The sequence below is a fragment of the Pseudoalteromonas sp. P1-7a genome (assembly GCF_001401855.1).
GTDB lineage: Bacteria > Pseudomonadota > Gammaproteobacteria > Enterobacterales > Alteromonadaceae > Pseudoalteromonas.
The window spans coordinates 1-22,313 of sequence record NZ_LKDU01000024.1 but is presented as its reverse complement, the minus strand read 5'-3'; the positions used below and the strand labels follow the sequence as shown (position 1 = coordinate 22,313).

Below are 22,313 nucleotides of genomic sequence, written 5' to 3'. Positions count from 1 at the left end.
GAGAGATTTCATGGCATTATGGGGCGGACGTTTTTCTACGGGTCCAGATGAGGCGTTTAAACAATTTAACGACTCACTTCCGTTCGATTATCAGTTAGCAGAGCAAGATATTATTGGCTCTGTGGCATGGGCAGGTGCGCTTGAGCAAGTAAATGTACTTACAAGCGATGAGCACACACAGTTAGTTGCAGCACTTAATGAACTGCTTGAAGAAGTAAAAGCAGATCCACAAGCAGTAGCAACCTCAGGCGCAGAAGACATTCACTCGCACGTAGAAGCTGCACTTATCGAAAAAGTAGGCGATTTAGCTAAAAAGCTACACACAGGCCGAAGCCGTAATGACCAAGTAGCCACCGACTTTAGATTATGGTGCCGCGATACTGCAGATCATCTACTCGGTGCTATTGCTGCACTAAAAGCTGAGTTTGTGGCGTTAGCTGAGCGCGAGTTGGGCACTATATTGCCAGGCTACACTCACTTACAACGTGCCCAACCGGTATTGTTTAGCCACTGGTGTATGGCTTACGTAGAAATGCTAGAGCGTGATGAAAGCCGCCTACAAGATGCCAAAGCGCGTTTTAATTTTTGCCCTCTAGGCAGTGGTGCACTCGCTGGTACTGCATACCCAATTGATCGCCAAGCGTTGGCGCAAGGCCTAGGCTTTACTGGCGCAACTAAAAACAGCCTTGATGGCGTATCTGACCGTGATTTTGTAGTAGAGCTTTTAAGCTGTGCGTCTATTTCGATGATTCATTTATCGCGTATGGCTGAAGATTTAATATTTTATAATTCTGGTGAAGCCGGATTTATAGAGCTTGCTGATAATGTTACCTCTGGCTCATCGTTAATGCCGCAAAAAAAGAACCCTGATGCGCTAGAGCTTATTCGTGGTAAAACTGGCCGTGTATTTGGCGCATTTAGCGCCATGATGATGACCTTAAAAGCACTTCCTCTTGCGTACAATAAAGATATGCAAGAAGACAAAGAAGGCCTTTTTGACGCCATGCCAACATGGCTTGCCTGTATTCACATGGCGCAAGCGTGTATTAAAGGCGTAAAAGTAAACGGCGATAAAACACTCGCAGCGGCAAAAGGTGGCCATGCTAATGCAACTGAGCTTGCAGACTATTTAGTAGCTAAAGGTGTGCCATTTAGAGAAGGCCACCACATAGTGGGTGTACTTGTGCAGCTTGCTATAAGCGAAGGTAAAACCCTAGAGGAGCTTTCGCTTGAGCAGTACAAATCAGTTAATGACGTATTTGAAGATGACGTTTACCCGGTACTTGAAATAGATGCCTGTATTAAAGCGCGTCAAGCCCTTGGCGGCACCTCTGTTGAACAAGTGACTAAAGCAGTAAAAGACGCCAAAAAAAAACTGCAAATAACGGTTCGTGATGCAAATTTAGATGATGTTGAAGATATTGCTCGGCTGATACAGCACTGGGCAACCGTTGGCGAAAACTTGCCGCGTGCAAAAAGCGACATGGTGCATTCAATTAACGAATTTGCAGTAACAGAAATAGACGGCAAAGTGTCGGGCTGTGCATCACTTTACATTTACGATACGGGGCTTGCTGAAATACGCTCTTTAGGCATAGATCCACAAAGTGCAGTAACTGGGCAAGGTAGGCAGCTTGTAGAGCACTTATTAGCAAAAGCCAAAAAATTGGCGCTTAATCGCGTTATTGTATTAACCCGCGTGCCAGATTTTTTTGAACAGCAACGTTTTACTTTTTGTAGCAAAGAATCGTTGCCAGAAAAAGTAATGAAAGATTGCGAGCTTTGCCTTCGTAAAGAAAACTGCGACGAAGTAGCAATGGAATATATTTTAAAGCCAAGTACACGTGCGGAGATCCCGTGTAAATACGTGGCTTAAATTCCCTGGATATAAAAAACGTACGGTTACCCCTGTACGTTTTTTTATGTGTATTATAAACTGGTCAGATGAGTTTGGCGCTAGTTAATATTAGGTTTTGTTTTAATAAATAGTAGTTGCTAGCATATATTTTTAATGTGTCAAAAAATATTGGCACACTGGTTGCTTTGTATAAGTCAGATAGCAAAATAGCTATCACTGCTTAAAACAGGTAATGCAATTACCTACATGATGGTGTGATTATAAGTTGCGCCAAAAAATATTAAAACTTTTACAAGGATCAATCACATGCAAGTTTCAGCTAATAGCCAATTACAAATGCAAGCATACAATAAAACACAACAATTACAGCCTGCAGCGGAACAAATTGCTAGCCCTAAAACCCTACAATCTGATACAGTAAGCTTCTCTCAAGAGGCGATGAGTGCCAGTGGAGCAGAACTTCAGAGAAATCCTGCTATACTACCAATCCCAGTAAAGCCTCGTTAAGTAATAGGACTTAAATGTTTTTAACAGAGTTGTTTGGTTTTTTTTCAATGTCAGCCTTAATTACTTGGGGCTTTCTGATGGCTTTTTTCTTTAATGTATTTGTTTATATGTTGGGACATAAGAGGCAAACAACTTTAATATTTAGCTCACTTTGCATGCTTGTTTCTTACTCAATATCTGACTATTTTTTTACATGGTTATCCATATATGAAACAACTTACTTGGATTGGGTTATCTATGATTTAGTAACAATTTTTGCTCTTATTTCATGCTTCTTGGTCATTAAAAAGTCTTCACCTTCATTCATTTATTTAATGGCGGGCCTACTATTGAATATGTTATTAGCATTTTCAATGTATTTGGACGTTAATGTTTTTAAAAATCAAGAACAGTGGTTCCTGTGGGGGGCTTACTCCTTCATAGTCTTTTCTAGTGACCTATTAATGGTGGTGGCTTTAATTGTAGATAGAGACTTCTTAGGTCTTCACAAGCTCAAAAATAAGCTATTTGGTTTGTTTAAATCTTCAAAACCGCAGCCCACAATCTAGCTTAAATGTACTTATCCAAAGCCCTAATGGATTATGTAGCGGCTTTCTCCCAGTGGGGCTTTTTAATGGCCTTCCTCTACTGCTTAGTCTCTAGCATAAACAAAGACAATAAATCCCCTGTCTATTTGTCTGCGTTAATGCTTAGCTCATATATTTTTAGCAGCTATCTAAAACTGTTAGATAACCTATATCTTAATTGGGCTTTATACGATTTTATTACAATTGTGGCACTGTTCACTTTACAATTTTTTAATGCTTTCAGACGAAGTAAGGCTTTTTATTTCTTGGTACTAGCATTAACAACCAATGCATTGCTAACGTTAATTCTATATTATGATATATACGTCTTGTATACCTATGAACCATGGTGGTACTGGAGTGTCTACTCCATTGGTGTAAATGTTATCGATGTATTAATGATGCTTTCATTAGTGGTTAACCACCGAATGGTAAATCCCCCTCAACCCGTTATTTTAAATAGAGGGGAAAATGACAGTAAGTTATAATTACGCAATTTATCTTGGGGCAATTGTACAATGGGGTTTTTTGTTTGCATTTTTGCATGCATTAGCAAACTCGATTAACAAGCCAGATAAAGAGCTTGTGTATATCTCACTTGTTATGTGCATTTGCTATTCGGGAAGTTTGTTTACTGATTATGGGCAAACTACTTATTTAGATTTTATTTTATTAGATGCATGTACATTACTTGCTCTACTCTTTTTAAAGCGCTTCAAATTTAAATCATACCCGGTAGCATATTATTATGTCACTACAGGGCTATGCATTAATGTTATTTTTAGTTTTCTAATGCACCTAGATATGAGTTTTTCAAAATATTATGAATATTGGTGGTTTTGGTCGGTATTTACGGTTGTGGTTGGAAGTGTAAATATTTGCATGATAATAGTGTGCTTTATTAACCGAGATTTTTTAGGCCTTGTTAGGTTAAAAAGTTGGTTTTTAAATAAAGCTTTGTAATTAATATTAATTGTTAAAAAGTTTAGTGTTAAGTTAGGTTGTTTAGTAAATGGTTGTTTTAATGAATTTCGAGATCTTTATTCTCCGAGTTTGCTTTTAAGATGGGGTTTATTTCTTTTATCTCAGATATAAGCTTTGCACATACTTTAAGTATTATCATGCAATGGGGTTTTCTCATGGCATTTTTATACTCGTTAGTTTCGTCTATTAACTCACGCTTTAAGGTATTAGTTGTTCTTTCGCTTATAATGGCTGTTTCATATTTTCCAGGAATGTTCTTTAACTTTCAAACAGTTACTTATTTTGATATTGCCTCATTAGATGCTATAACCCTAGTTGTATTGGCACTTGTGCAGAACCTATATATTAAAGAAAAAACAATTGCCTATAACTACCTTATATTTGGGCTTAGTATAAATATGTGTTTAGCTCTGGGTATGTACTTAGACCGTCATATTTTACAGAACTACACTCATTGGTGGTTTTATGATTTTTATGTGACGGTAGTATTGGTATTAGATTTAAGTATGATTTTAGTGTTGTTTATTAATAAAGACTTTTTAAAAATCATTTATTTTAAAAACCTTATTTACTCTTTTTTTGCTAAGAAACAGCAATAGTGAATAATGTTCTAATCCCGCCTGAAGTATCAGTTTATATCGGTGTGTTAGTGCAGTGGGGGTTTTTAATGGCCTTTTTGTATTCACTAACAACTAGCATTAACAATTCAGCAAAACAGGTGGTATGGCTATCTTTAGTTATGGCCATATCTTATTGCTTTAGCTTCTTTGTTGATATTTATGATATTACCTACATAGAGTTATTTTGTTATGACGTAGTCACGTTATTTTTTATTTTTTTTCTGCGGTATTACTTACCTGAAAAACGCATATCTACTTACTTATTATTTGGCTTGAGCATCAATTCGTTATTGTTTTTAGCTATGCATATAGATGTGTTTGTACGTGGTAATTACGAACCGTGGTGGTTTTGGTCTGTTTATACCGTTGTTATTAATATGATGGATATCATCATGGTTAGTATTTTGTTCATTAAAAAGGATTTTTTAATGTTAGTGCATGCTACTGATAAGTTGGTTAGCGGTGTTATGAGATTGAAGCAAAATGGCTGATATTCTTTGGAGGCTTGTCGATTTAGGAGACAACGTAGGTATTTTATTTACGTGGTTTTTTCTTATTGCCTTTTTGTACAACTTATCAGCAAGTATTAATAAGTTGGATAAGAGTAGAGTACAGCTTTCATTTATTATGATGGTATCCTACATAGCTAGTTTGTTTATGGACACATATACTGAAACACCGCACTTAAATTATTTTTATTATGATGCTGTAACTATCCTTGTTTTACTTCTGTGGCGTAATTTTATCGCACAGGCTATACCTACGCCCTTTTATTATTTAATTATAGGGCTAAGCTTTAATGCCTGCTTATTTTTAGGTATGCATTACGACATTGTTATACAGGGTACACTTTACTATTGGTGGTTTTGGACCGTATATACTTTTGGTATGTATTTTAGCGATTTCACAATGGCACTTGTATTAATTATAAATAAAGATATTTTAGGCTTGATAAAGCTTAAACGCGCTTTGTTTAACCGCGGTGAATTACACGCTATGGCTAAAAAGTAGTTAGGTATATTAGCGCACCAACGTGCGCTCATTGTGTTTATTTAGCTTACCTCGCCACCTAATCTTTGTTTTAAAGCATCCACTACAAGTGGGCTTACAAACTCGCTTACATCGCCATTATGGCGAGCCACTTCTTTAACTAAGGTGGATGATATAAACGAATTACGCTCAGAAGGTGTTAAAAATACACTTTCTAAATCGGGGTTCAGGCGGCGGTTCATGTTCGCAAGCTGAAATTCGTAATCAAAGTCAGACACTGCTCTAATACCGCGAATAAGTACATCGGCTTTATGCTCAAAAGCTAAATCGGCAAGTAAACCTGAAAAACCAATTACTTTTACATTACTCAAATGCCCTAAAATGCTGTTGGCTAAGCTAACTCGCTCTTCTAGGCTAAAACACGGCTTTTTAGTGGGGTTATGTGCAATAGCAACAATAACCGTGCTAAACATTTTAGCTGCACGCTGAATGAGGTCGGTATGACCATTAGTTAAGGGGTCGAATGTACCTGGGTAGATTGCCGTAACGTTCATAGATTTCACTAACTATTATTTTTTAAGTAGTCTATCAGTGTTTGTGGCACAAATCAGCTAAGCGTGTTTTTAAAATAGTAAATTATGATGGTATTTAAACCAACCTGATTTGTTTATACTGCATGGCCGAGATTTAGTGTAATGTAGTTTATAAGTTAATTTGAGTCGTCGCATATGAATACCAAGGATAAAATAATACACACCAGTATTTCGTTATTTAATGAACATGGTGAACGTGCAATATCAACCAATCACATTGCATCACATTTAGGGATGAGCCCGGGTAACCTTTACTATCATTTTAAAAATAAAGAAGACATTATTCGGCATATTTTTGCGCTTTATAGTGAACACTTACATACTCACTTTAAACCTATTGAAGTAAACGATGATGCGTTTGATCATTTAACTGCTTATTTAGATTCTTTATTTGAGCTAATGTGGCGCTATCACTTTTTTTACGACAACTTAGGCGATATTCTCTCAAGAGACGAAAGTTTAAAAAAGGCCTACATAGATTTTCAGGCAACGTTATTAGAGCAGGTTCGCCAAGTTATTTTAGGCCTGCGTGACAACGAAATGATTGCCATAGAAGAGCAAGATGCGCTTGAACTTGCCCATACGCTTAAACTAACCGTTAGTTTTTGGACTCCATATATTAAAGCGCGTAGGCTCAGTGGTAATTTAGCCGAGCAAGATATTTATCATGGTATTTTAAAAGTATTAGCGTTATTTAGGGCTTACAGCACCGAAAAAAGCATGCTTAAAATGAATCAGTTACGCGAAAAATACACCCAACTTGCAGAGCAAGCCCCAGCGCTTGCCTAACTGCTGTTAGTTGGTTAGTTCCTAGACGCAAAAATTTTTGCTATAATCGCGCGCCCAATGCCTGGGAGCGCGAATTCCCGCAGTCTAAGAGTGAACTATGCTTAAATTTATCGTCAAACTACATCCTGAAATTGCCATTAAAAGCCGTTCGGTACGTAAACGCTTTACTAAAGTGTTAGAAAATAACATTAAAATAATGTTGCGCCGTGTTGACGAAAAAGTACAGGTAAGAAACAACTGGGATAATATTTCTGTTGTAACTAAGCTTGATGATGCACAAACACGCCTAAACTTTATAGACAGCCTGCAGCGTATTCCTGGCATTGTGCAATTTATTGAAGTGACCGAAACTGACTTCACTACGCTTGACGATATCTATAAAAAAGCCATAGACCTAGTAGGGCACACCATTGTTGGTAAAACGTTTTGTGTACGCGCTAAGCGTATTGGTGAACACGACTTTACTTCTACCGATTTAGAGCGCTACGTTGGCGGTGGTTTAAACCAGCACGTTGAAGGCGCGCGCGTTAAACTAAGCCGCCCAGAAGTCACTATTCGCTTAGAAGTAAAAGACGATAAAGCGTACATAGTGACGAAGACTCACCTTGGAATGGCGGGCTTTCCTCTACCTACGCAAGAAGACGTGCTTTCGCTAATGTCGGGTGGTTTTGACTCGGGGGTAGCAAGTTATCAGATGATCCGTAAAGGTGCTCGCACGCACTTTTTATTCTTTAACTTAGGAGGAGCTGCGCACGAGATTGGTGTTAAGCAAGCTAGCTACTATTTATGGAAAAAGTTTAGCTCTACCCATAAAGTTAAATTTATCACGGTTGATTTTGAACCCGTTGTTGCGGAGATTTTAGAAAACGTTGAAAACAGCCAAATGGGTGTGGTACTAAAACGTATGATGATGCGTGCTGGTAGCCAAGTTGCTGAAAAATTAAATATTCAAGCACTTGTAACCGGTGAAAGTATTGGTCAGGTTTCTAGCCAAACTTTAGCTAATTTAAGTGTGATTGACCGCGTAACAGAAACCCTTATTTTGCGCCCGCTTATTCAGCACGATAAGCAAGAAATTATTAATATTGCCCGTAAAATCGGCACCGCAGAAATGGCCGAAACCATGCCTGAATACTGCGGCGTAATATCTAAAAAGCCAACGGTAAAAGCTAAAATTGATGTTATTAAAGCCGAAGAAGAAAAGTTTGACTTTGATGTGCTCAATACTGTTGTTGAAAACGCGCGTATTATGGATGTGCGCGACATTGACGTAGAGGCTAAGCAAGAACTTAAAGAAGCTGAGTCGGTTGTAGATTTACCAGCGGGTGCAGTGGTTGTTGATATTCGCTCACCAGAGGAAGAAGATGCAGCGCCACTTGAGATTGACGGCATAGATGTAGTGCACTTACCGTTTTTCCGCTTAGCGACTAAGTTTGGTGATTTGCCAAAAGATAAAGACTATTACCTGTATTGTGAAAGAGGGGTTATGAGCCAGCTGCAAGCGCTTATACTTCACGAGGCAGGCTTTACGGGTGTAAAAGTTTACCGCCCTTAAAGGTTAAACGTAATTTAGAGCGTGGCTTATACCACGCTTTTTTTTGCCTGAATTTTAGCGAGTAGGGCATCGTTTAGCGGAGTACTGATATTTAATCGCTTACCTTGTTGGCTAATGTAGCCACAAATGGCGTCTATTTCGGTTTGCCGGTTGTGTGCTACGTCTTGATGCATTGAAGAGTAGTTTTCAGCGGTTAGCATCATTACGTTGTAAGCGTTGTTAAGCGCATCGGCCAGTTTAATATCAAGCTTTAAAGCATGGGCTACTTGGCATGCTTCAGTTAATAAGTTAAAAATAATGCTATTAAAATAAGGGGCACGTAACTGACCATTTTTAATATCATGCAGTGCGCTTAATGGGTTAATAGCAATGTTTACTAATAGTTTTTCAAACCGTAGCTGCTCAATATTAGTACAGTAGCTTAGCAGCGGTACGTTTTGCAATTGCTCGCACATTGCTTGGCGGTAACTGCGCGCGCATGGGTTACAGGCACCTAATATGCTTTTTCCTTCACCGGTGTGCTGTACTATAAAGTCGTTTGTTTTAAAACCGGCCATACTGGTGGTTAAAAAATACAACGCGTGTTGCTTATCAAGTTGCTCATTGAGCGTTTCAACATTCCCCATACCGTTGTGCGACAAAATTAATACACTATTTGACGATAAAAAGGGTTTTACTTGCGTAAACGCCGATTGCACCTGAAAAGCCTTTACAGCAAAAATAACAATATCAAACACGGGCTGTTCACTCATTTGTGTGAGTGTAATGAACCGTGCATTAATTTTTTGCGAAGGCTGTTTTGCTTTGCAATAAAAACGCGTATTTGTAGTAGCTTTACGTGTTAAAACATGGACGTTATGAGCTTTAGATAAAAAATGGCTGAGCAATAAACCAATAGCGCCGTCGCCAATAATAAGAATATTAGCCATAAGGGTTCTTTTTTCGAGGAGTAAAAATGCTTCTTAGTAAAAAGTACGTGGCCGCACCGGCAAAATCAGCAACAAAATCACCTAACGAGGCTTGTCTGTAAGGAAGCGCATCTTGCATTATTTCTATTGCTGCACCGTAGCCCGCAAGCAGGAGTATTTGCGTGTACAGCGGTAATTTGAAGGCTTTATCCATAATGATGGCGAGTATAAAAAATATCCCAAAGTGGGCAACTTTATCAACATGTGGAAATAAGTTCGTAACGCCGCCTTTTATTTCTTTGGCAAATAAGAGGGTAAACACCACAATACTAATCAAAAAAACTGCTTGGTAAACACGCCTTGTCACGATAAATCCTAAAACCGCTTAAAAAAGAGGCTGCAGTATATCAAACTAAATTAGTATCGCACCTGAACAACTGGCAGAAAAATGTAAAGATTTATAATTTTAGCGTTATAATCTGCGCATAAATTTAGATTTAATAGTTAGGAGAACCCAATGCCTTCATTTGATATCGTATCAGAAGTAGAAATGAACGAAGCTAAAAATGCAGTTGATAATGCAAACCGAGAGCTTGAAACACGCTTTGACTTTAGAGGTGTGGATGCATCAATTGAGTTAAATGATAAAACAATTAAGTTAAAAGCAGAGGCTGATCAACAGGTAATGCAATTGTTTGATATTTTAGCCGCTAAAATTTCTAAACGAGGTATGGACGTGGCAAGCTTAGATTTGCAAGATATTACTCGTGCTGGCAAAAATGTGTTTCGTAATGTTGTACTTAAACAAGGCATCGAAAAAGACATGGCTAAAAAAGTAGTTAAAGCCATTAAAGACTCAAAAGTAAAAGTACAAGCTGCTATTCAAGGTGAAGAAGTACGTGTGACGGGTAAAAAGCGTGACGATTTACAAGCCGCTATGCAAGTCGTTCGCACTGCAGATTTAGGTCAGCCTTTCCAGTTTAAAAACTTTCGCGATTAATTAGCTAAGTCCTGCCATTAGTATTTTAAAGTGAAAATTTAAATGTGTGGTTATTAAATGTAATAGCCACACATTTTACCCCGCCCTAATTACAGCCTTTATTTACTCGCAACCCTAAACCCCTTTTACCTGCGTAAAATCACTCTACTGTGCTTCCATACTTTTTTAACATTATTTAAATGCATTATTAAACCTGCTTAGCACGCAGTTGCGTATATTAGGCTATTCTTAATATCAATATTACTTAATAGTGACTGTTAAAGGCTTTAAATGCTTAAGTTTTTTATTTTTATAATGTTCATTGTGTGCAGTAAGTTTAGTTATGCTAAGCCAATAAATGTAGATGTGTTGGTAGAGGACGGTTACTTTCCAATTATTATTAATGCTGAAAAAGAGCAAGGAGTAGCTCCAGAGTTTATTAAAATACTCAATGATTCTCAAAATGACTATAAATTTACGCTTAACTCTTTGCCTGTAAAAAGGCTCAAAAAGTGGGTGGAGTGGGGTGAGTTTGATGTGTTGTTTTTAATGGCTAAGCAATGGGTGCCCGAGGGAGCAAGAAACGCCTTACAGGAAACGAGCTTTTATGTTATTGCTAAAAATGAGCTGTATACGTTAGCACAGAACACCCAAAAGCAAAGCTATTTCAATGATTTACATGCTTTAACAAAAGCGGGGGTATTGGGGTATTCCTATCGTTTTGCTGATTTTAAAACTGATGCACAATATTTAAGTGAAGAACACCAAGTTAGTTTAACAATTGATGAGTTTAACGTTGTAAAAATGCTGCTATTAAAGCGAGCAGATGTAGGGGTTATAAACAATATTGCTTATCAATATTTTAAAAAGAATAACATTTTTAATATGGACCTACTTTATAGGAGCAATACACCAGATGCTATATACGATACTCACTTTTTAGTTAACCCTTCGCGCAGTAAAATTTCGGTAAAACAAATGGATAAGCTTTTAAATGCGCCCGAAATAAAACCAAAAATCACCGCGCTTTTAAGCTCATATGGCATAACCTCTAGCTTTACACAAAACAATTAATTTAACTTTTAGCTATATAGACGTCCGTTGACATTTGTAAACAAACTGCTCACAATAACCGCCTATTTTCAAGGTGCTTGCTGGTTGCTAAATACAGGGTTTAAAGTATTAAAACTAACAGCAAGATAATCGGGAAGTTGGTGAGCCTTTATGACAAAAGCAATCCCAACACTGCCCCCGCAACGGTAAAGTATTAACGCATTTATGTGTTTACTGAGTCCGGAGACCGGCCTTGAAGTAATCTTACTTACTTAAATCTTTGCGGTGGGCAAAGATAAGGAACATCATGCTAAATAAAACAACTCTCGGCGTTGCTATCTCGGCTGCGTTGTCTTTTTCTGTCTCTGCTTCAGAAAATCCAATTGAAAAAATCACTGTTACCGCTAATAAATTTGAACAATCAATAAATAATGTTTTAGCAAGCGTTAATGTTATCAGTCGAGAACAAATAGACAAAAGCAGTGTACGCGATTTACCAACCTTACTAAGCACACAAGTGGGTTTTCAAATTAATCCTAATGGGGGCTTTGGCCAAACGTCGGGCGTATCTTTACGTGGTACAGGTTCTGGCGATACGTTAATTTTAATTGATGGCGTTCGCACGGGCTCAGCCACACTTGGCCAAAAAGCACTAAGTAATGTGCCGCTAAATAGTATTGAGCGAATCGAGATCATAAAAGGATCGCGTGCCGCTGTTTATGGCTCAGACGCCTTAGCTGGTGTTATTAATATAATAACGCGCGAAGCGAGCAATACCTCCCTTGATGCCACATTTGGCTCTAATGCCTATCAAAACTACCAGCTTGCGGGCTCTGTTAAATCGGCTGATGTAACTAGCGCTTTTAACGCCGGTTTTGAAAAAACAGATGGCTTTGACGCGCTGCAAGGTGTTGCCCCAGATGACGATGGTTATGAAAATAAGAATCTAGGTTTTAAAGTCAATTATGCTGACGCTCACTATGGTAATTTTAAGCTACTAGGTCAGTACAGCGAAGGTTACGCAGATTATGATAGCAGCTTTAGCCCTGCCTCGAGCACAGTTGAAAGAGGGGACTTTAAAAACTATCAACTGTCGGCGAAGTGGAGCAAAAACTACACTAACCAATCTCATGCTCTTGAGGTTGCTTTTGCAACGGATGATTCTGACAGCACGTATGTAGATTTTTCTACAGGTGGGCCAACAACCAGTACGTTTATTACTAAACGTTCGCAAGTAGATTACAACGGCCAATACCGTTTAACTAATACGCTTAATATTAGCGGCGGCGTTAATTGGTATAAGGATGATGTATCACACAGTTCTCAAGCTTTTGATGAAGATAGCCGCGATGTATTAGCTGTGTTTGTTGGGGCTTACTACGACACCGATACTGTGCTTGCCAATTTAACTCTTCGCCAAGACGACGATGAACAGTTTGGCGATGAAACAACCTATACTGCGGCGGCCGGTTATCATTTATCTGAAAATTCAACATTTAGAATTAGTCAAAGCACGGGTTTTAAAGCACCTACGTTTAACGATTTATACTACCCAAATTTTGGTAATACGGACCTGCAACCTGAAAAATCAACAAACCGCGAACTTGGTGTTAATGTTAATTTTGACAGTGCACAAGTCGATGTTGCAATTTTTAGAAACGATATCGAAGATAAAATTGATTACGATGCAAACTTTGCATTAGCTAATATAAACGAAGCTCGCTATGAAGGGGTTGAGTTTAGCCTTGCTCAGCAAATTTTTGGGTTTGATAGCCGCTTTAATTTTGCGTACTTAAGTGCTGAAAATAAAGAAACCGGCGATGAGCTACGCAATGTTGCCAAGCGTACTGTTAATTGGGAAATCGCGAAGCAGTTTGGAGATTTTGATGCTCGCATTGATGTGCAATACCGCAGTGATCGCGAGGGGGCAGTAACGCGCCTAGGATCGTATACACTTTGGAACCTAGCAGGCAACTATCAGCTAAACGATAGTATTGAGTTGTCGCTTCGTGTAGAGAACTTATTTGACAGAGATTACAATGTGGTTGACTCAAGAGCTGACTTTACAAGCGGTGAAATATATTACTACAACACCCCAGAGCGCCGCTTTTTTGCAGGGGCAAGCTATCAGTTTTAATAGCGTTTTTTAATATACAAAAGCCCGATTTATATCGGGCTTTTTAATGTGTGTTTAGAATCAATTTAACAACGCAAATTAGCTAGTCAGCTAAAAACGCTTTAAATACAGTTTCAAACTTGTGTAATTTAGGTGCTATTAAAATACTACAGTAACCTTGCTGTGGGTTTTCGTTGTAGTAATCTTGATGATAATGCTCTGCAGGGTAATACGTTGTAGCAGGGCTAACCTCTGTCACTATTGGCTCGCTAATATGATTTTGTAGCTGGGCTATCATCTCATTGGTTTGCTTTAATTGTGCATCGTTGTGGTAATAAACAACACTTCTATACTGTGTGCCAATATCGTTACCTTGGCGATTTAATTGTGTGGCATCGTGTAAGGTAAAAAACATGCTAAGCAGGGTTTCAAAGCTCACTACATCGCTGTCAAACTCCAGTTGAACAACCTCAGCATGACCTGTTGTACCTGAGCAAACCGATTTATATGTGGGGTTGTCGGTATTGCCGCCAGTGTAACCTGAGCTGACATTAAGTACACCCTTTACACGCCTGAATGCGGCGTCTATACACCAAAAACAGCCTCCACCAAATGTTGCTAGTTGTGTTGATGTGCTCATAAGTTGTCCTAATTATGTATGTTGCAGTATTACAGCGAGCATAAATTGATTGCGCCGCAACAGCAAGTTACGGCGCAGTCTAAGCTCAGTTAAGTTTCTTCGCTGTCTTTTAGCGGGTGAGAGTCGGCTTGCTTATTTAATTTTTGCTGCAAAAACTCGGGCGATTGTGTGTTGCGAGCTAGGGCATAGTACGCTGTAGGGACAACATACAGTGTTAGTAATGTTGATACTATAACGCCTGTAAATACCACCACACCAATTACCATGCGACTTTCTGCGCCTGGGCCCGATGCTAATACTAAAGGCACCGCGCTCATTACTGTGGTCAGAGAGGTCATTATTATTGGGCGCAGGCGTTGAGTGGCCGCTTGCAAAATAGCCTCGCTAAATTCAATGCCCTTATCGCGCAGTTGGTTGGTAAATTCGACTATTAAAATACCATTTTTAGCGCTTAATCCTATCAGCATTACAATACCAATTTGACTGTAAATATTGAGTGTAAGACCTGTGGCCCATAGGCCAAACATAGCGCCCATTAAGCCAAGGGGGACCGTAAGCATAATTACAAACGGGTGGATAAAGCTTTCAAATTGCGCCGCTAAAACTAAAAAGGTCACAGTCAGTGCAAGCACAAACACATAGGTCATAGCTGATGCGCCTTCGTAAAATAACTGCGATTCACCTTTGTAATCTACTGCGCCATCGCTGTCGTTTTCCTCTGCGGCTACTTTGTTTAAAAAGTTAAGTGCTTGTTCAAGCGTATAGCCCTCTGCAAGGTTAGCGCTAAGTGTAATAGCACGCATACGGTTATAACGGTTTAAGCGTGATGCTGTTGCTTCTTCTTTTAAGCTGATAAGGCTATCTAGCGGAACAAGCTCACCACTGCGCGATTTAAGGTAAATATTTGAAATATCTGTAGGGTTTGTAAAGTCTTGCTTCGTGCCTTTTAAAATTACATCGTATTCTTCACCGCGGTCAATAAAGGTGGTTACGCGGCGCTGACCTAACATGGTTTCAAGGGTTGTGCCTACATCTGATACCGATACACCTAAATCAGCGGCTTTGTTTTTATCTATGCTGACCAAAAACTGTGGAAAGGTTTCTTTGTAGTCATGATCGATTCTTACCAAGCCAGGGTTCTTTTCTGCGCGCTCTATAATGCGGTCGCGCCAATCAGCAAGCTGCTCGTAATCGTTACCTTGCAGTACAAACTCAATAGGACGAGAAGAGCCTCCACCGCCAATACCACGGCGCATAATAGCAAAGGCACGTACGTCTGTTACCTCGGTCATTTTAGCGCTTATTTCATCCATTACTTCCCAGGTAGAGCGCTTGCGTTTATCCCAATCGGCCATACCTACAATGGCTACACCGCCACTGCCGCCCCAACCAGGAACACGCACTAGCACGCGGCTCAACTCTCCAGCCTCAGAGTAAGGCAGCAGGCGCTCTTCTATTTTTGCCATATTGGCAGCGTTATTTTCATAACTTGCGCCTTCAGGGCCGCTCATCATAATAAAAAAGGTGCCTCGGTCTTCTTTTGGTGTCAGTTCTGAGGGGACTTGTAAAAACAATGAATAGCTCACAAAACCAGCTAGCACAAGGCTTACCATAAGCCCCCATTTTTTGGTCATGTTTGAGGTGAGCGATTGGCGGTAACTGTTTTCAATTTTGCTAAAAACGCGGTCCATCCATTGGCTAAATTTACTTTCTTTTTCTGACGCTTTTAAAACTTTAGAGCATAGCGCAGGCGAAAGCGTAAGGGCCGTAATACTAGAGAAAAACACCGCGGCGCTTACAGCCATCGCAAACTCTGTAAATAAGGCGCCAATTCGCCCATCCATAAACACTAAAGGTACAAACACCGAAATAAGCACAAGTGTTGTCGCAATAATTGCAAAACCTACTTCACGGGCGCCTCTAAAGGCGGCTAATAGGGGAGGCTCGCCAAGCTCAATCCGACGGTGAATATTTTCAAGCATTACAATGGCGTCATCTACAACTAGGCCTATCGCTAGCACTAATGCAAGCAGGGTTAATAAGTTGATTGAGTACCCCATGGCAAGCAAAAACATAAAGCTGCCAACAAGGGCAACGGGCACTGTAACGGCAGGGATAAGTGTAGCGCGAATATTACCTAAAAAGATAAAAATGATTAACACCACTAATCCCATAGAAATGGCAAGCGTACTGTAAACCTCGCTAATTGACTCTTTAATAAAAACAGACGAGTCGTAGCTATCTTGAATAGTGGTGCCCTCTGGCAGGTTACGTTTTATTTTTTCAAGCTCACTGCGCGCGTTATCTACCACCGTTAACGTGTTTGCTTTAGCTTGCTTTACGATGCCTAGACCAATCATGTTACGGCCGTTACCACGGAACAGGCTTTCATCGTCGGCGGCTTCTAACTGTACGTCAGCCACTTCACCTAAGCGTACAAGATAGCCGTCTTCACCGCGTTTAATAACTAAGTTTTGAAAATCACGTTGATCTTTATAACTACGCGCTGTACGTACGGTAAAGTCGCGGTCGATAGATTCAATTTCACCTGCTGGTAGTTCTACGTTTTCACTGCGCAGGGTATTTTCGATATCGCTTGAAGTGATACCACGTGCAGCCATGGCTTGGCGGTTTAACCAAATTTTCATGGCGTATTGACGCTCACCGCCAATACGGACATTTGATACACCATCTACTACGGCTAATCGGTCGACAATAAAGCGTTGTGCATAATCGCTCAATTGCAACGAGTTCATAGTTTCACTGTTGAGTACAAACCAAGCAATAGGGCTCTCGTCGCTGTTTGACTTAGAGACCTCTGGCGGGCGTACTTGCTCTGGTAGGTTATCTAGTGCACGCGCAACTCGCTCTCGTACATCGTTTGAGGCTGCATCAATATCACGGCTAATATCAAATTCGATAACAATATTAGAGCGCCCGTTTCTACTTGAAGAGTTAATACTTTTAATACCTTCAATGCCCGATATCCTGTTTTCTAATATTTGCGTTATTTTTGTCTCGACTATTTCTGCCGACGCACCGGTATAGTCAGTACTAATACTGACAATAGGGGTTTCAATATCAGGGTATTCTCTAAGTGGTAGCATCGAAAAGGCTACCAACCCAAATGTAAGCAGTAGTAAGTTAATTACTATGGCAAAAACAGGGCGTTTGACACTCGTATCTGTAATTTTCACCGATTAACCCTCAACACTTACTTTGCTACCAGGGCGAATTTTTATAATACCTTCGGTAATTACTTGCACACCATCGCTAAGGCCTTCATCAATTGCTACCCACCCGTTATTTCTGCCAGCAACATGCACTTCTACCTTATTGGCAATGCCCTCTTTTACTTGGTACACATAGTGTTTATCTTGCAGTGGGATCACGGCTTTCTCTGGCACCATAAGCGCCTGATTACTACTGAGTTCAAGGGCGGTATTTAAAAGCATGCCAGGTCGCAGTAATCCTGATTTATTAGCAAAGCTTGCGGTTACTTCAACACTGCGGGTAACCGAATCAATACGGGAACTTATATGAGTAACTTTGCCGGTAAAGGTGTTACCTGGGTAGGCGTCATTTTGGGTATGTACTTTCATGCCAAGGCTAAGTTGAGATAAATATTTTTCAGGAACTTTAAAGTCAACTTTTATAATACTAATATCATCGAGCGTTGTAATAACTGTATCGCTGCTTACATAAGCACCGATAGATACTTCTCGTTTACCTAATAAGCCAGAAAATGGTGCAGTGATTAGTAGCTCGTCAAGTTTGGTTTTAGCGCTTTCTAGTTGTGCTTGCGTAGCATCTACACGAGAAAGTTGCTCTTCTAACAATGATTTAGCGGTAGATTGTGTGCGAGAAAGCTCGGTAAGGCGACTTAACTGGCGTTTCTCCTCTTTTAAGTTAATGTTTAACTCTTTTACTGCGTACTGCTCTTGTTTATTTTGTAATTGCACAAGGCGTTGGCCTTTACTAACTAAGTCACCATCTTCAAAATAAATGTGGGTGACATAATCGCTTTGTGCGCTTTTAATATAAATAGCTTGATTTGCACGTGCACTGCCTATGGCTTCAATCATAACGGTGTTTTCTTGAGACGATACCGTATGAGCGCTAACTCTTGTTGCCTTATTACTTGAATTAGATTGTTCACCATGGCTAGATGGTAAATATAGGTACACACTTAAAATAACAAGAAGCGAAATTAGAAATGGAAAAAGGGCTTTACCTGACTGTTTTGAGTACATCGTTTTCATACCTGAAAATAAATTGTAAGTATTGTACGAAATAAGACCGTGGAAAGGCGGTTATGTGTCTCATAAATTTGTGCGTTAGGCGTAAAAATTTATGAGACTAATTACTTGTTCCCATTTAACGCTAAAATTATGATAAAACAATGAAGCCACAAGCACAGTGTAAAACCTGTTTAACAATCAGAAAAATAATACTCTGGGGTATTGTTATGTTTTTATTCTATATGGCTTTTTACCAATATGGCTAAGCAAAATTCAATAATAAAATACAGAGCGCAAGGCTCACGCAATGGCATTGAAGTACTCTCTGTCGGCAGCATAGGTTTAGTATTTATTATGCTGTTTAATTTATTGCGCCCGGGTGAAATTAGCTTAATAGAAATATTTTTAGTCAGTATGTGCATAGCGGCTATCTTTATTGGTTTTTTAAAAACACAGGAGCCATATTATAGTTTACTACTTAGTGAGTACTTACTTGTGTATCAGCATAAGTACGGTCAGTGGCAGTTAAATGTCAGTAATCTGCACCACAGCGGTATTCCTAAGGTGGCTGACGGCCTTGAATACCTTGAATTAAACGCAGTGGGTTTAAAACTCAATGATATGGACGAATTTTTAAGCGCTATACATCCACGCATCGCCGGAAAACTACTGATAGAGCAACGTAATTTATTTATGCAAGCTGTTCAAAAACATTGCAAAAATGGCAATTGCCCATCAGAATGGTTAATAGAAGAGACACAATACACTTCACCTAAAGGATTTAGCTATACTGGACTCATAGCTATGTTTGCTAACAGAGCGAAGCACCTTGAGTTGTTAACGGGGTATAATTTACTGTTACCCGCAAGTGTATTAGAGACAGACATTTGGTCGTTTAGTGCCGACTTAAATAAATGGAAACGCGCACCTGAACGGTTTATAGCATCGCAAGTTGGACACTAAATGCGATAGTAGGAAAAATAATGAGCCAAGAAAGATCTTTTATTAAAAGTGGTCGCAATACCATCATCCATAAAGATAAAAAGCTTGATCTAGTCATTGTAAATGCAGAGCAGCACCCACGTATAAAGGTAACTCAAAATGGTTTAGAGCCGTTTAAAGAGGACCTACCTAAAAACCGGCGAGATGCCAAAGAGCGGTACCTTGAAATTGTTAATGTAAGTAGCGCGGATATTTTTGGCGAAGAAAAACAGCTATTGTTTATTCAGGCGCTTGATGGACGTGAATACAAAGTAGATTACTCTAAAATAGGCACTAAGCTGTTTGTGCGTATTCATCAAGATACGTATATGTAATACCAATGTACAATAATATTTAACCATTTTGCGGGGCTAAACGTGCCGCTTCCTGCGTTAAAAAATTTTCATTTCGGCTGCATGGATGCAGAAGCTCGCGCAATACAGGAACAATTGGCGAGAGCAACTAAATAGCGCATTTATTACCTAGTTATTAACACATATTTCCTGCCTCAAAGTAGATCACCTAATTAAGCGAATTGGTATAACTCTTAATGGCATCTTTATTGCTTGTAATTACTCTATAGTAATTATTTGACATTATAGGTGCGTTTTATGAAAGCGTTTGCTTTTGCTCCCCTTATATCTTGTTTTTTATTGGCTGCCTGTGGCGGTGGAGGCGGCGGTAGTGATGACTCTACTGTTGAAACTACGGTCAATGCAGGAAACGATCTTCAAGTTGTAGAAAAAACAGAGTTTACCATTACCGCGCAAGGCTCACCGGCAGACGGTACCTTTACTTGGCAGCGCGTTAGCGGCCCGTCAGTGGACGGCTTTCCGCTTGAAGGTGCAGAGCAAACTATTACAGCTCCCGATGTTAAAGCCGATAGTGAACTTGTACTATCTGTAAGCTATCAAACAGATAACGGCAGCTTAGTGAGTGACAATGTGAGTATATTTATTACTTCAAGCAACCAGTTACCACTTGCTGTTGTGAGTCAAATAGCTCCTGAAACACTGCCTTCGACCTATAATGATACCGTAACTTTAAGCGCTGAAGAGTCGAGCGATCCAGATGAAAACGGTCAAATTAATAGTTATCAGTGGGAATTAATTTCAGGCCCCGATTTAGATGTAACCGACTTTGATAATTCAACGGTAAGTTTTAGCCACCCGCTGCTTGAGTCAAATACTAATTTAGTGTGGCAGTTAAGCGTTACCGATGACGAAGGCGGCGAGGCAAGTACTGAATACAGTATGACACTCAATAAAACAGACGAGCTGGTTGTGGCTAATGCCGGAGATGACCAAAACGTTGAAGAATTTGAGGAAGTAACCTTAGATGCAAGTGAAAGTGACACCCTAACAGATACGTTTTCATGTAGCTGGCAACAATTAACAGGCAATGCCGAAACACTGGCAAATACTAGCCAATGTACCACGACATTTTTTGCCTCCGACGTTGATTTAGATACCACATTGAGCTTTGAAGTCACTGTTACTGATTCTAAAGGGCGCACTGACATCGATACCGTATTTATTGATGTATCTCCAAAAGCATTAGGGTTAATCAACGACAGTGGCCTAGGCGAGTGTTATAACAATACCCAACGTATCAATTGCCAAAGTAGTGATTTTCCAGGACAAGATGCAGAGCTTGGCCGAGACAGCTTTGCCAATCAACTCGATAAAGCAGGCCAAGGTAACCTTGCCTTTGACTACACTAAGCTAAATCAATTTGCTGATGAAGTAGCTGATGATAGTGACGACTTTACTTGCATTCGCGACAACGTAACGGGGCTTGTATGGGAGGTTAAAAGTGTAGAGTCAGGTACATTACCTAATACCACCTTGCGTGATGGCCAAAATCATTACTTTTGGGATTTAGGCACGACAACCTTTACCGATACCAGTACCGCAAATACCACCTGCCCAGATGATACAAGCTGTGGTGTGCAAACCTATATAAATGAAGTGAACGACTTAGACTTTTGCGGCGGTACCAATTGGCGCTTACCGACTTACACTGAGCTCTTGAGCTTAATAGATTATGGCAAGCAGGGCGAAAACGTATTAATTGATGAAGCGTTTTTCCCTAATATGCCAGCAGCAGGCGCTATAGATGATGTTAATTTACCGTACTGGACATCACAAACTGCAGCCGATGGTACCAGCTTATCGCAAGCGTACATTATAGATATGAGTAATGGGAATGACTTAGCTTACCCGAAAGAAAAATACGCGTATGTACGCCTAGTCAGAAGCCGATAGGAGAAAACCATGAAAACACGCATATTATTTTCACTGGCTGTGTTTAGCGCCAGCTTTCAACTAGCCGCAGCGCAAACGTGTTACGACGGGGCCGATACTACAACACCCACTACGCGCTTTACCCTTAATGATGATGGCACAGTATTAGATACCGAAACGGGCCTGATGTGGCAGCGCTGTAGCTATGGGCAAGTTTACGATAGCGACACCGAAACGTGCGCTGGGTCTACACCATCACTGAATTGGCAAGAAGCGCTTAGAGGAGCAGAAAACGACACCACTGCTGATTATGATGATTGGCAGGTGCCTAATATTAAAGAGCTTGCCAGTATATTAGAACACAGCTGTACCGAGCCGAGTATTAACGAAGAGGTGTTTTTAGGCACTAAATTGCAAAACTATTGGACTAATACGTCAGGCGTTAGCACGATGAGTTCAGCATGGGTTTATCAGTTTGATAGTGGGCTCAATAGTTTACATGCTAAAACCAGTGACGTGTATTTACGTTTAGTGCGTTACGAAAACTAGGGCCTGTTGACCTTTTAGGGTTATAATTTGTTCAATCTAAGGGCCATTTAATCGCGGCGCGAGGTTTGTAACCTAGTGGGCTCGATAACTGCTCCTGCGTTATTCTAATGACTTACATCCATGTAAGAATAAGTAAAA

Annotated in this window: 21 protein-coding genes and 1 riboswitch; of the genes, 15 read left to right on the top strand and 6 right to left on the bottom strand. The window is 39.9% G+C overall.

Annotation, left to right across the window (positions count from 1 at the left end; all coding sequences use genetic code 11):
* Nucleotides 1–10: 10 nt before the first annotated feature.
* The 6 genes from argH to AN389_RS14190 all read left to right on the top strand — a co-directional run bounded on the left by argH (nt 11) and on the right by AN389_RS14190 (nt 5,546).
* A complete protein-coding gene (argH, locus tag AN389_RS14225; RefSeq protein WP_055020102.1) occupies nt 11–1,876 on the top strand; it encodes an argininosuccinate lyase in 1,866 nt (621 codons plus the stop codon).
* A 288-nt stretch (nt 1,877–2,164) separates the two neighbouring features.
* Nucleotides 2,165–2,365: a hypothetical protein gene (locus AN389_RS14220; RefSeq protein ID WP_055020101.1), complete on the top strand. Its 201-nt coding sequence runs from the start codon at nt 2,165–2,167 to the stop codon at nt 2,363–2,365.
* 14 nt (nt 2,366–2,379) lie between these two features.
* Nucleotides 2,380–2,913 (top strand): hypothetical protein, encoded by a 534-nt coding sequence (locus AN389_RS14215; RefSeq protein ID WP_055020100.1) that lies wholly within the window; start codon nt 2,380–2,382, stop codon nt 2,911–2,913.
* A gap of 1,157 nt (nt 2,914–4,070) precedes the next feature.
* Entirely contained in the window at nt 4,071–4,514 is a 444-nt protein-coding gene (locus tag AN389_RS14200) for a hypothetical protein (RefSeq protein ID WP_082430568.1), read from the top strand.
* Nucleotides 4,514–5,026: a hypothetical protein gene (locus AN389_RS14195; protein WP_200911306.1), complete on the top strand. Its 513-nt coding sequence runs from the start codon at nt 4,514–4,516 to the stop codon at nt 5,024–5,026. Before AN389_RS14200 ends, AN389_RS14195 begins: the two co-directional genes overlap by 1 nt.
* Before the next feature lie 166 nt (nt 5,027–5,192).
* Entirely contained in the window at nt 5,193–5,546 is a 354-nt protein-coding gene (locus tag AN389_RS14190) for a hypothetical protein (RefSeq protein WP_327077940.1), read from the top strand.
* Between the two features lie 41 nt (nt 5,547–5,587).
* Here the strand turns inward: AN389_RS14190 and coaD are convergent, their stop codons facing one another.
* Nucleotides 5,588–6,079, bottom strand: coding sequence for a pantetheine-phosphate adenylyltransferase (gene coaD / locus AN389_RS14185; RefSeq protein ID WP_055014929.1), 492 nt, complete (start codon nt 6,077–6,079; stop codon nt 5,588–5,590).
* 174 nt (nt 6,080–6,253) lie between these two features.
* On the opposite strand from coaD, the gene AN389_RS14180 reads away from it, so the two are divergent.
* Both AN389_RS14180 and thiI read left to right on the top strand, forming a co-directional pair.
* On the top strand, nt 6,254–6,907 hold the full coding sequence (locus AN389_RS14180) for a TetR/AcrR family transcriptional regulator (RefSeq protein ID WP_055020094.1): 654 nt from the start codon (nt 6,254–6,256) through the stop codon (nt 6,905–6,907).
* A gap of 97 nt (nt 6,908–7,004) precedes the next feature.
* Complete coding sequence (thiI, locus tag AN389_RS14175) at nt 7,005–8,462, top strand: tRNA uracil 4-sulfurtransferase ThiI (protein WP_055020093.1); 1,458 nt, start codon at nt 7,005–7,007, stop codon at nt 8,460–8,462.
* A 26-nt stretch (nt 8,463–8,488) separates the two neighbouring features.
* On the opposite strand, the gene AN389_RS14170 is transcribed toward thiI, so the two are convergent.
* Together AN389_RS14170 and AN389_RS14165 are read right to left on the bottom strand one after the other, a co-directional pair.
* Nucleotides 8,489–9,391 carry a ketopantoate reductase family protein gene (locus AN389_RS14170; protein ID WP_055020092.1) on the bottom strand — a complete coding sequence of 301 codons (903 nt, stop codon included), beginning with the start codon at nt 9,389–9,391 and terminating at the stop codon, nt 8,489–8,491.
* Nucleotides 9,384–9,737: a VanZ family protein gene (locus AN389_RS14165; protein ID WP_055014933.1), complete on the bottom strand. Its 354-nt coding sequence runs from the start codon at nt 9,735–9,737 to the stop codon at nt 9,384–9,386. The genes AN389_RS14170 and AN389_RS14165 overlap by 8 nt, the downstream gene beginning before the upstream one ends.
* Nucleotides 9,738–9,887: 150 nt before the next feature.
* Here AN389_RS14165 and AN389_RS14160 point away from each other — a divergent pair, with 150 nt between their 5' ends.
* From AN389_RS14160 to AN389_RS14150, 3 genes are all read left to right on the top strand, one after another.
* Complete coding sequence (locus AN389_RS14160) at nt 9,888–10,370, top strand: YajQ family cyclic di-GMP-binding protein (protein ID WP_055014934.1); 483 nt, start codon at nt 9,888–9,890, stop codon at nt 10,368–10,370.
* Between the two features lie 270 nt (nt 10,371–10,640).
* Nucleotides 10,641–11,423 carry a hypothetical protein gene (locus AN389_RS14155; protein ID WP_055020091.1) on the top strand — a complete coding sequence of 261 codons (783 nt, stop codon included), beginning with the start codon at nt 10,641–10,643 and terminating at the stop codon, nt 11,421–11,423.
* An 86-nt stretch (nt 11,424–11,509) separates the two neighbouring features.
* Nucleotides 11,510–11,673, top strand: a riboswitch (cobalamin riboswitch).
* A 36-nt stretch (nt 11,674–11,709) separates the two neighbouring features.
* Nucleotides 11,710–13,539, top strand: a complete 1,830-nt coding sequence (locus tag AN389_RS14150; protein ID WP_055020090.1) for a TonB-dependent receptor domain-containing protein — start codon at nt 11,710–11,712, stop codon at nt 13,537–13,539.
* 82 nt (nt 13,540–13,621) lie between these two features.
* Here the strand turns inward: AN389_RS14150 and msrA are convergent, their stop codons facing one another.
* From msrA to AN389_RS14135, 3 genes are all read right to left on the bottom strand, one after another.
* Nucleotides 13,622–14,158, bottom strand: a complete 537-nt coding sequence (gene msrA / locus AN389_RS14145; RefSeq protein WP_055017586.1) for a peptide-methionine (S)-S-oxide reductase MsrA — start codon at nt 14,156–14,158, stop codon at nt 13,622–13,624.
* Nucleotides 14,159–14,247: 89 nt separating this feature from the next.
* The gene (locus tag AN389_RS14140; protein WP_055020089.1) at nt 14,248–17,355 is read right to left on the bottom strand and encodes an efflux RND transporter permease subunit; all 3,108 of its coding nucleotides are present in this window, start codon (nt 17,353–17,355) and stop codon (nt 14,248–14,250) included.
* 3 nt (nt 17,356–17,358) lie between these two features.
* Entirely contained in the window at nt 17,359–18,411 is a 1,053-nt protein-coding gene (locus AN389_RS14135) for an efflux RND transporter periplasmic adaptor subunit (RefSeq protein ID WP_055014939.1), read from the bottom strand.
* A 246-nt stretch (nt 18,412–18,657) separates the two neighbouring features.
* Here AN389_RS14135 and AN389_RS14130 point away from each other — a divergent pair, with 246 nt between their 5' ends.
* From AN389_RS14130 to AN389_RS14115, 4 genes are all read left to right on the top strand, one after another.
* On the top strand, nt 18,658–19,362 hold the full coding sequence (locus AN389_RS14130) for a DUF2982 domain-containing protein (protein WP_055014940.1): 705 nt from the start codon (nt 18,658–18,660) through the stop codon (nt 19,360–19,362).
* A gap of 20 nt (nt 19,363–19,382) precedes the next feature.
* Nucleotides 19,383–19,715 (top strand): hypothetical protein, encoded by a 333-nt coding sequence (locus AN389_RS14125; RefSeq protein WP_024034321.1) that lies wholly within the window; start codon nt 19,383–19,385, stop codon nt 19,713–19,715.
* A gap of 276 nt (nt 19,716–19,991) precedes the next feature.
* Nucleotides 19,992–21,647, top strand: coding sequence for a DUF1566 domain-containing protein (locus AN389_RS14120; RefSeq protein ID WP_055014941.1), 1,656 nt, complete (start codon nt 19,992–19,994; stop codon nt 21,645–21,647).
* 9 nt (nt 21,648–21,656) lie between these two features.
* On the top strand, nt 21,657–22,175 hold the full coding sequence (locus AN389_RS14115; RefSeq protein WP_055014942.1) for a DUF1566 domain-containing protein: 519 nt from the start codon (nt 21,657–21,659) through the stop codon (nt 22,173–22,175).
* Nucleotides 22,176–22,313 lie beyond the last annotated feature (138 nt).

Bases quoted from the DNA above. Each gene is read 5' to 3' on its own strand.
- AN389_RS14200 (WP_082430568.1), top strand. From the start codon at position 4,071: ATGGCATTTTTATACTCGTTAGTTTCGTCTATTAACTCACGCTTTAAG.
- msrA (WP_055017586.1), bottom strand. From the start codon at position 14,158: ATGAGCACATCAACACAACTAGCAACATTTGGTGGAGGCTGTTTTTGG.
- AN389_RS14155 (WP_055020091.1), top strand. From the start codon at position 10,641: ATGCTTAAGTTTTTTATTTTTATAATGTTCATTGTGTGCAGTAAGTTT.
- thiI (WP_055020093.1), top strand. From the start codon at position 7,005: ATGCTTAAATTTATCGTCAAACTACATCCTGAAATTGCCATTAAAAGC.
- AN389_RS14150 (WP_055020090.1), top strand. From the start codon at position 11,710: ATGCTAAATAAAACAACTCTCGGCGTTGCTATCTCGGCTGCGTTGTCT.
- AN389_RS14125 (WP_024034321.1), top strand. From the start codon at position 19,383: ATGAGCCAAGAAAGATCTTTTATTAAAAGTGGTCGCAATACCATCATC.
- AN389_RS14215 (WP_055020100.1), top strand. From the start codon at position 2,380: ATGTTTTTAACAGAGTTGTTTGGTTTTTTTTCAATGTCAGCCTTAATT.
- AN389_RS14120 (WP_055014941.1), top strand. From the start codon at position 19,992: ATGAAAGCGTTTGCTTTTGCTCCCCTTATATCTTGTTTTTTATTGGCT.
- coaD (WP_055014929.1), bottom strand. From the start codon at position 6,079: ATGAACGTTACGGCAATCTACCCAGGTACATTCGACCCCTTAACTAAT.
- AN389_RS14170 (WP_055020092.1), bottom strand. From the start codon at position 9,391: ATGGCTAATATTCTTATTATTGGCGACGGCGCTATTGGTTTATTGCTC.
- AN389_RS14135 (WP_055014939.1), bottom strand. From the start codon at position 18,411: ATGTACTCAAAACAGTCAGGTAAAGCCCTTTTTCCATTTCTAATTTCG.
- AN389_RS14220 (WP_055020101.1), top strand. From the start codon at position 2,165: ATGCAAGTTTCAGCTAATAGCCAATTACAAATGCAAGCATACAATAAA.
- AN389_RS14115 (WP_055014942.1), top strand. From the start codon at position 21,657: ATGAAAACACGCATATTATTTTCACTGGCTGTGTTTAGCGCCAGCTTT.
- argH (WP_055020102.1), top strand. From the start codon at position 11: ATGGCATTATGGGGCGGACGTTTTTCTACGGGTCCAGATGAGGCGTTT.
- AN389_RS14180 (WP_055020094.1), top strand. From the start codon at position 6,254: ATGAATACCAAGGATAAAATAATACACACCAGTATTTCGTTATTTAAT.
- AN389_RS14160 (WP_055014934.1), top strand. From the start codon at position 9,888: ATGCCTTCATTTGATATCGTATCAGAAGTAGAAATGAACGAAGCTAAA.
- AN389_RS14130 (WP_055014940.1), top strand. From the start codon at position 18,658: ATGGCTAAGCAAAATTCAATAATAAAATACAGAGCGCAAGGCTCACGC.
- AN389_RS14190 (WP_327077940.1), top strand. From the start codon at position 5,193: ATGGACACATATACTGAAACACCGCACTTAAATTATTTTTATTATGAT.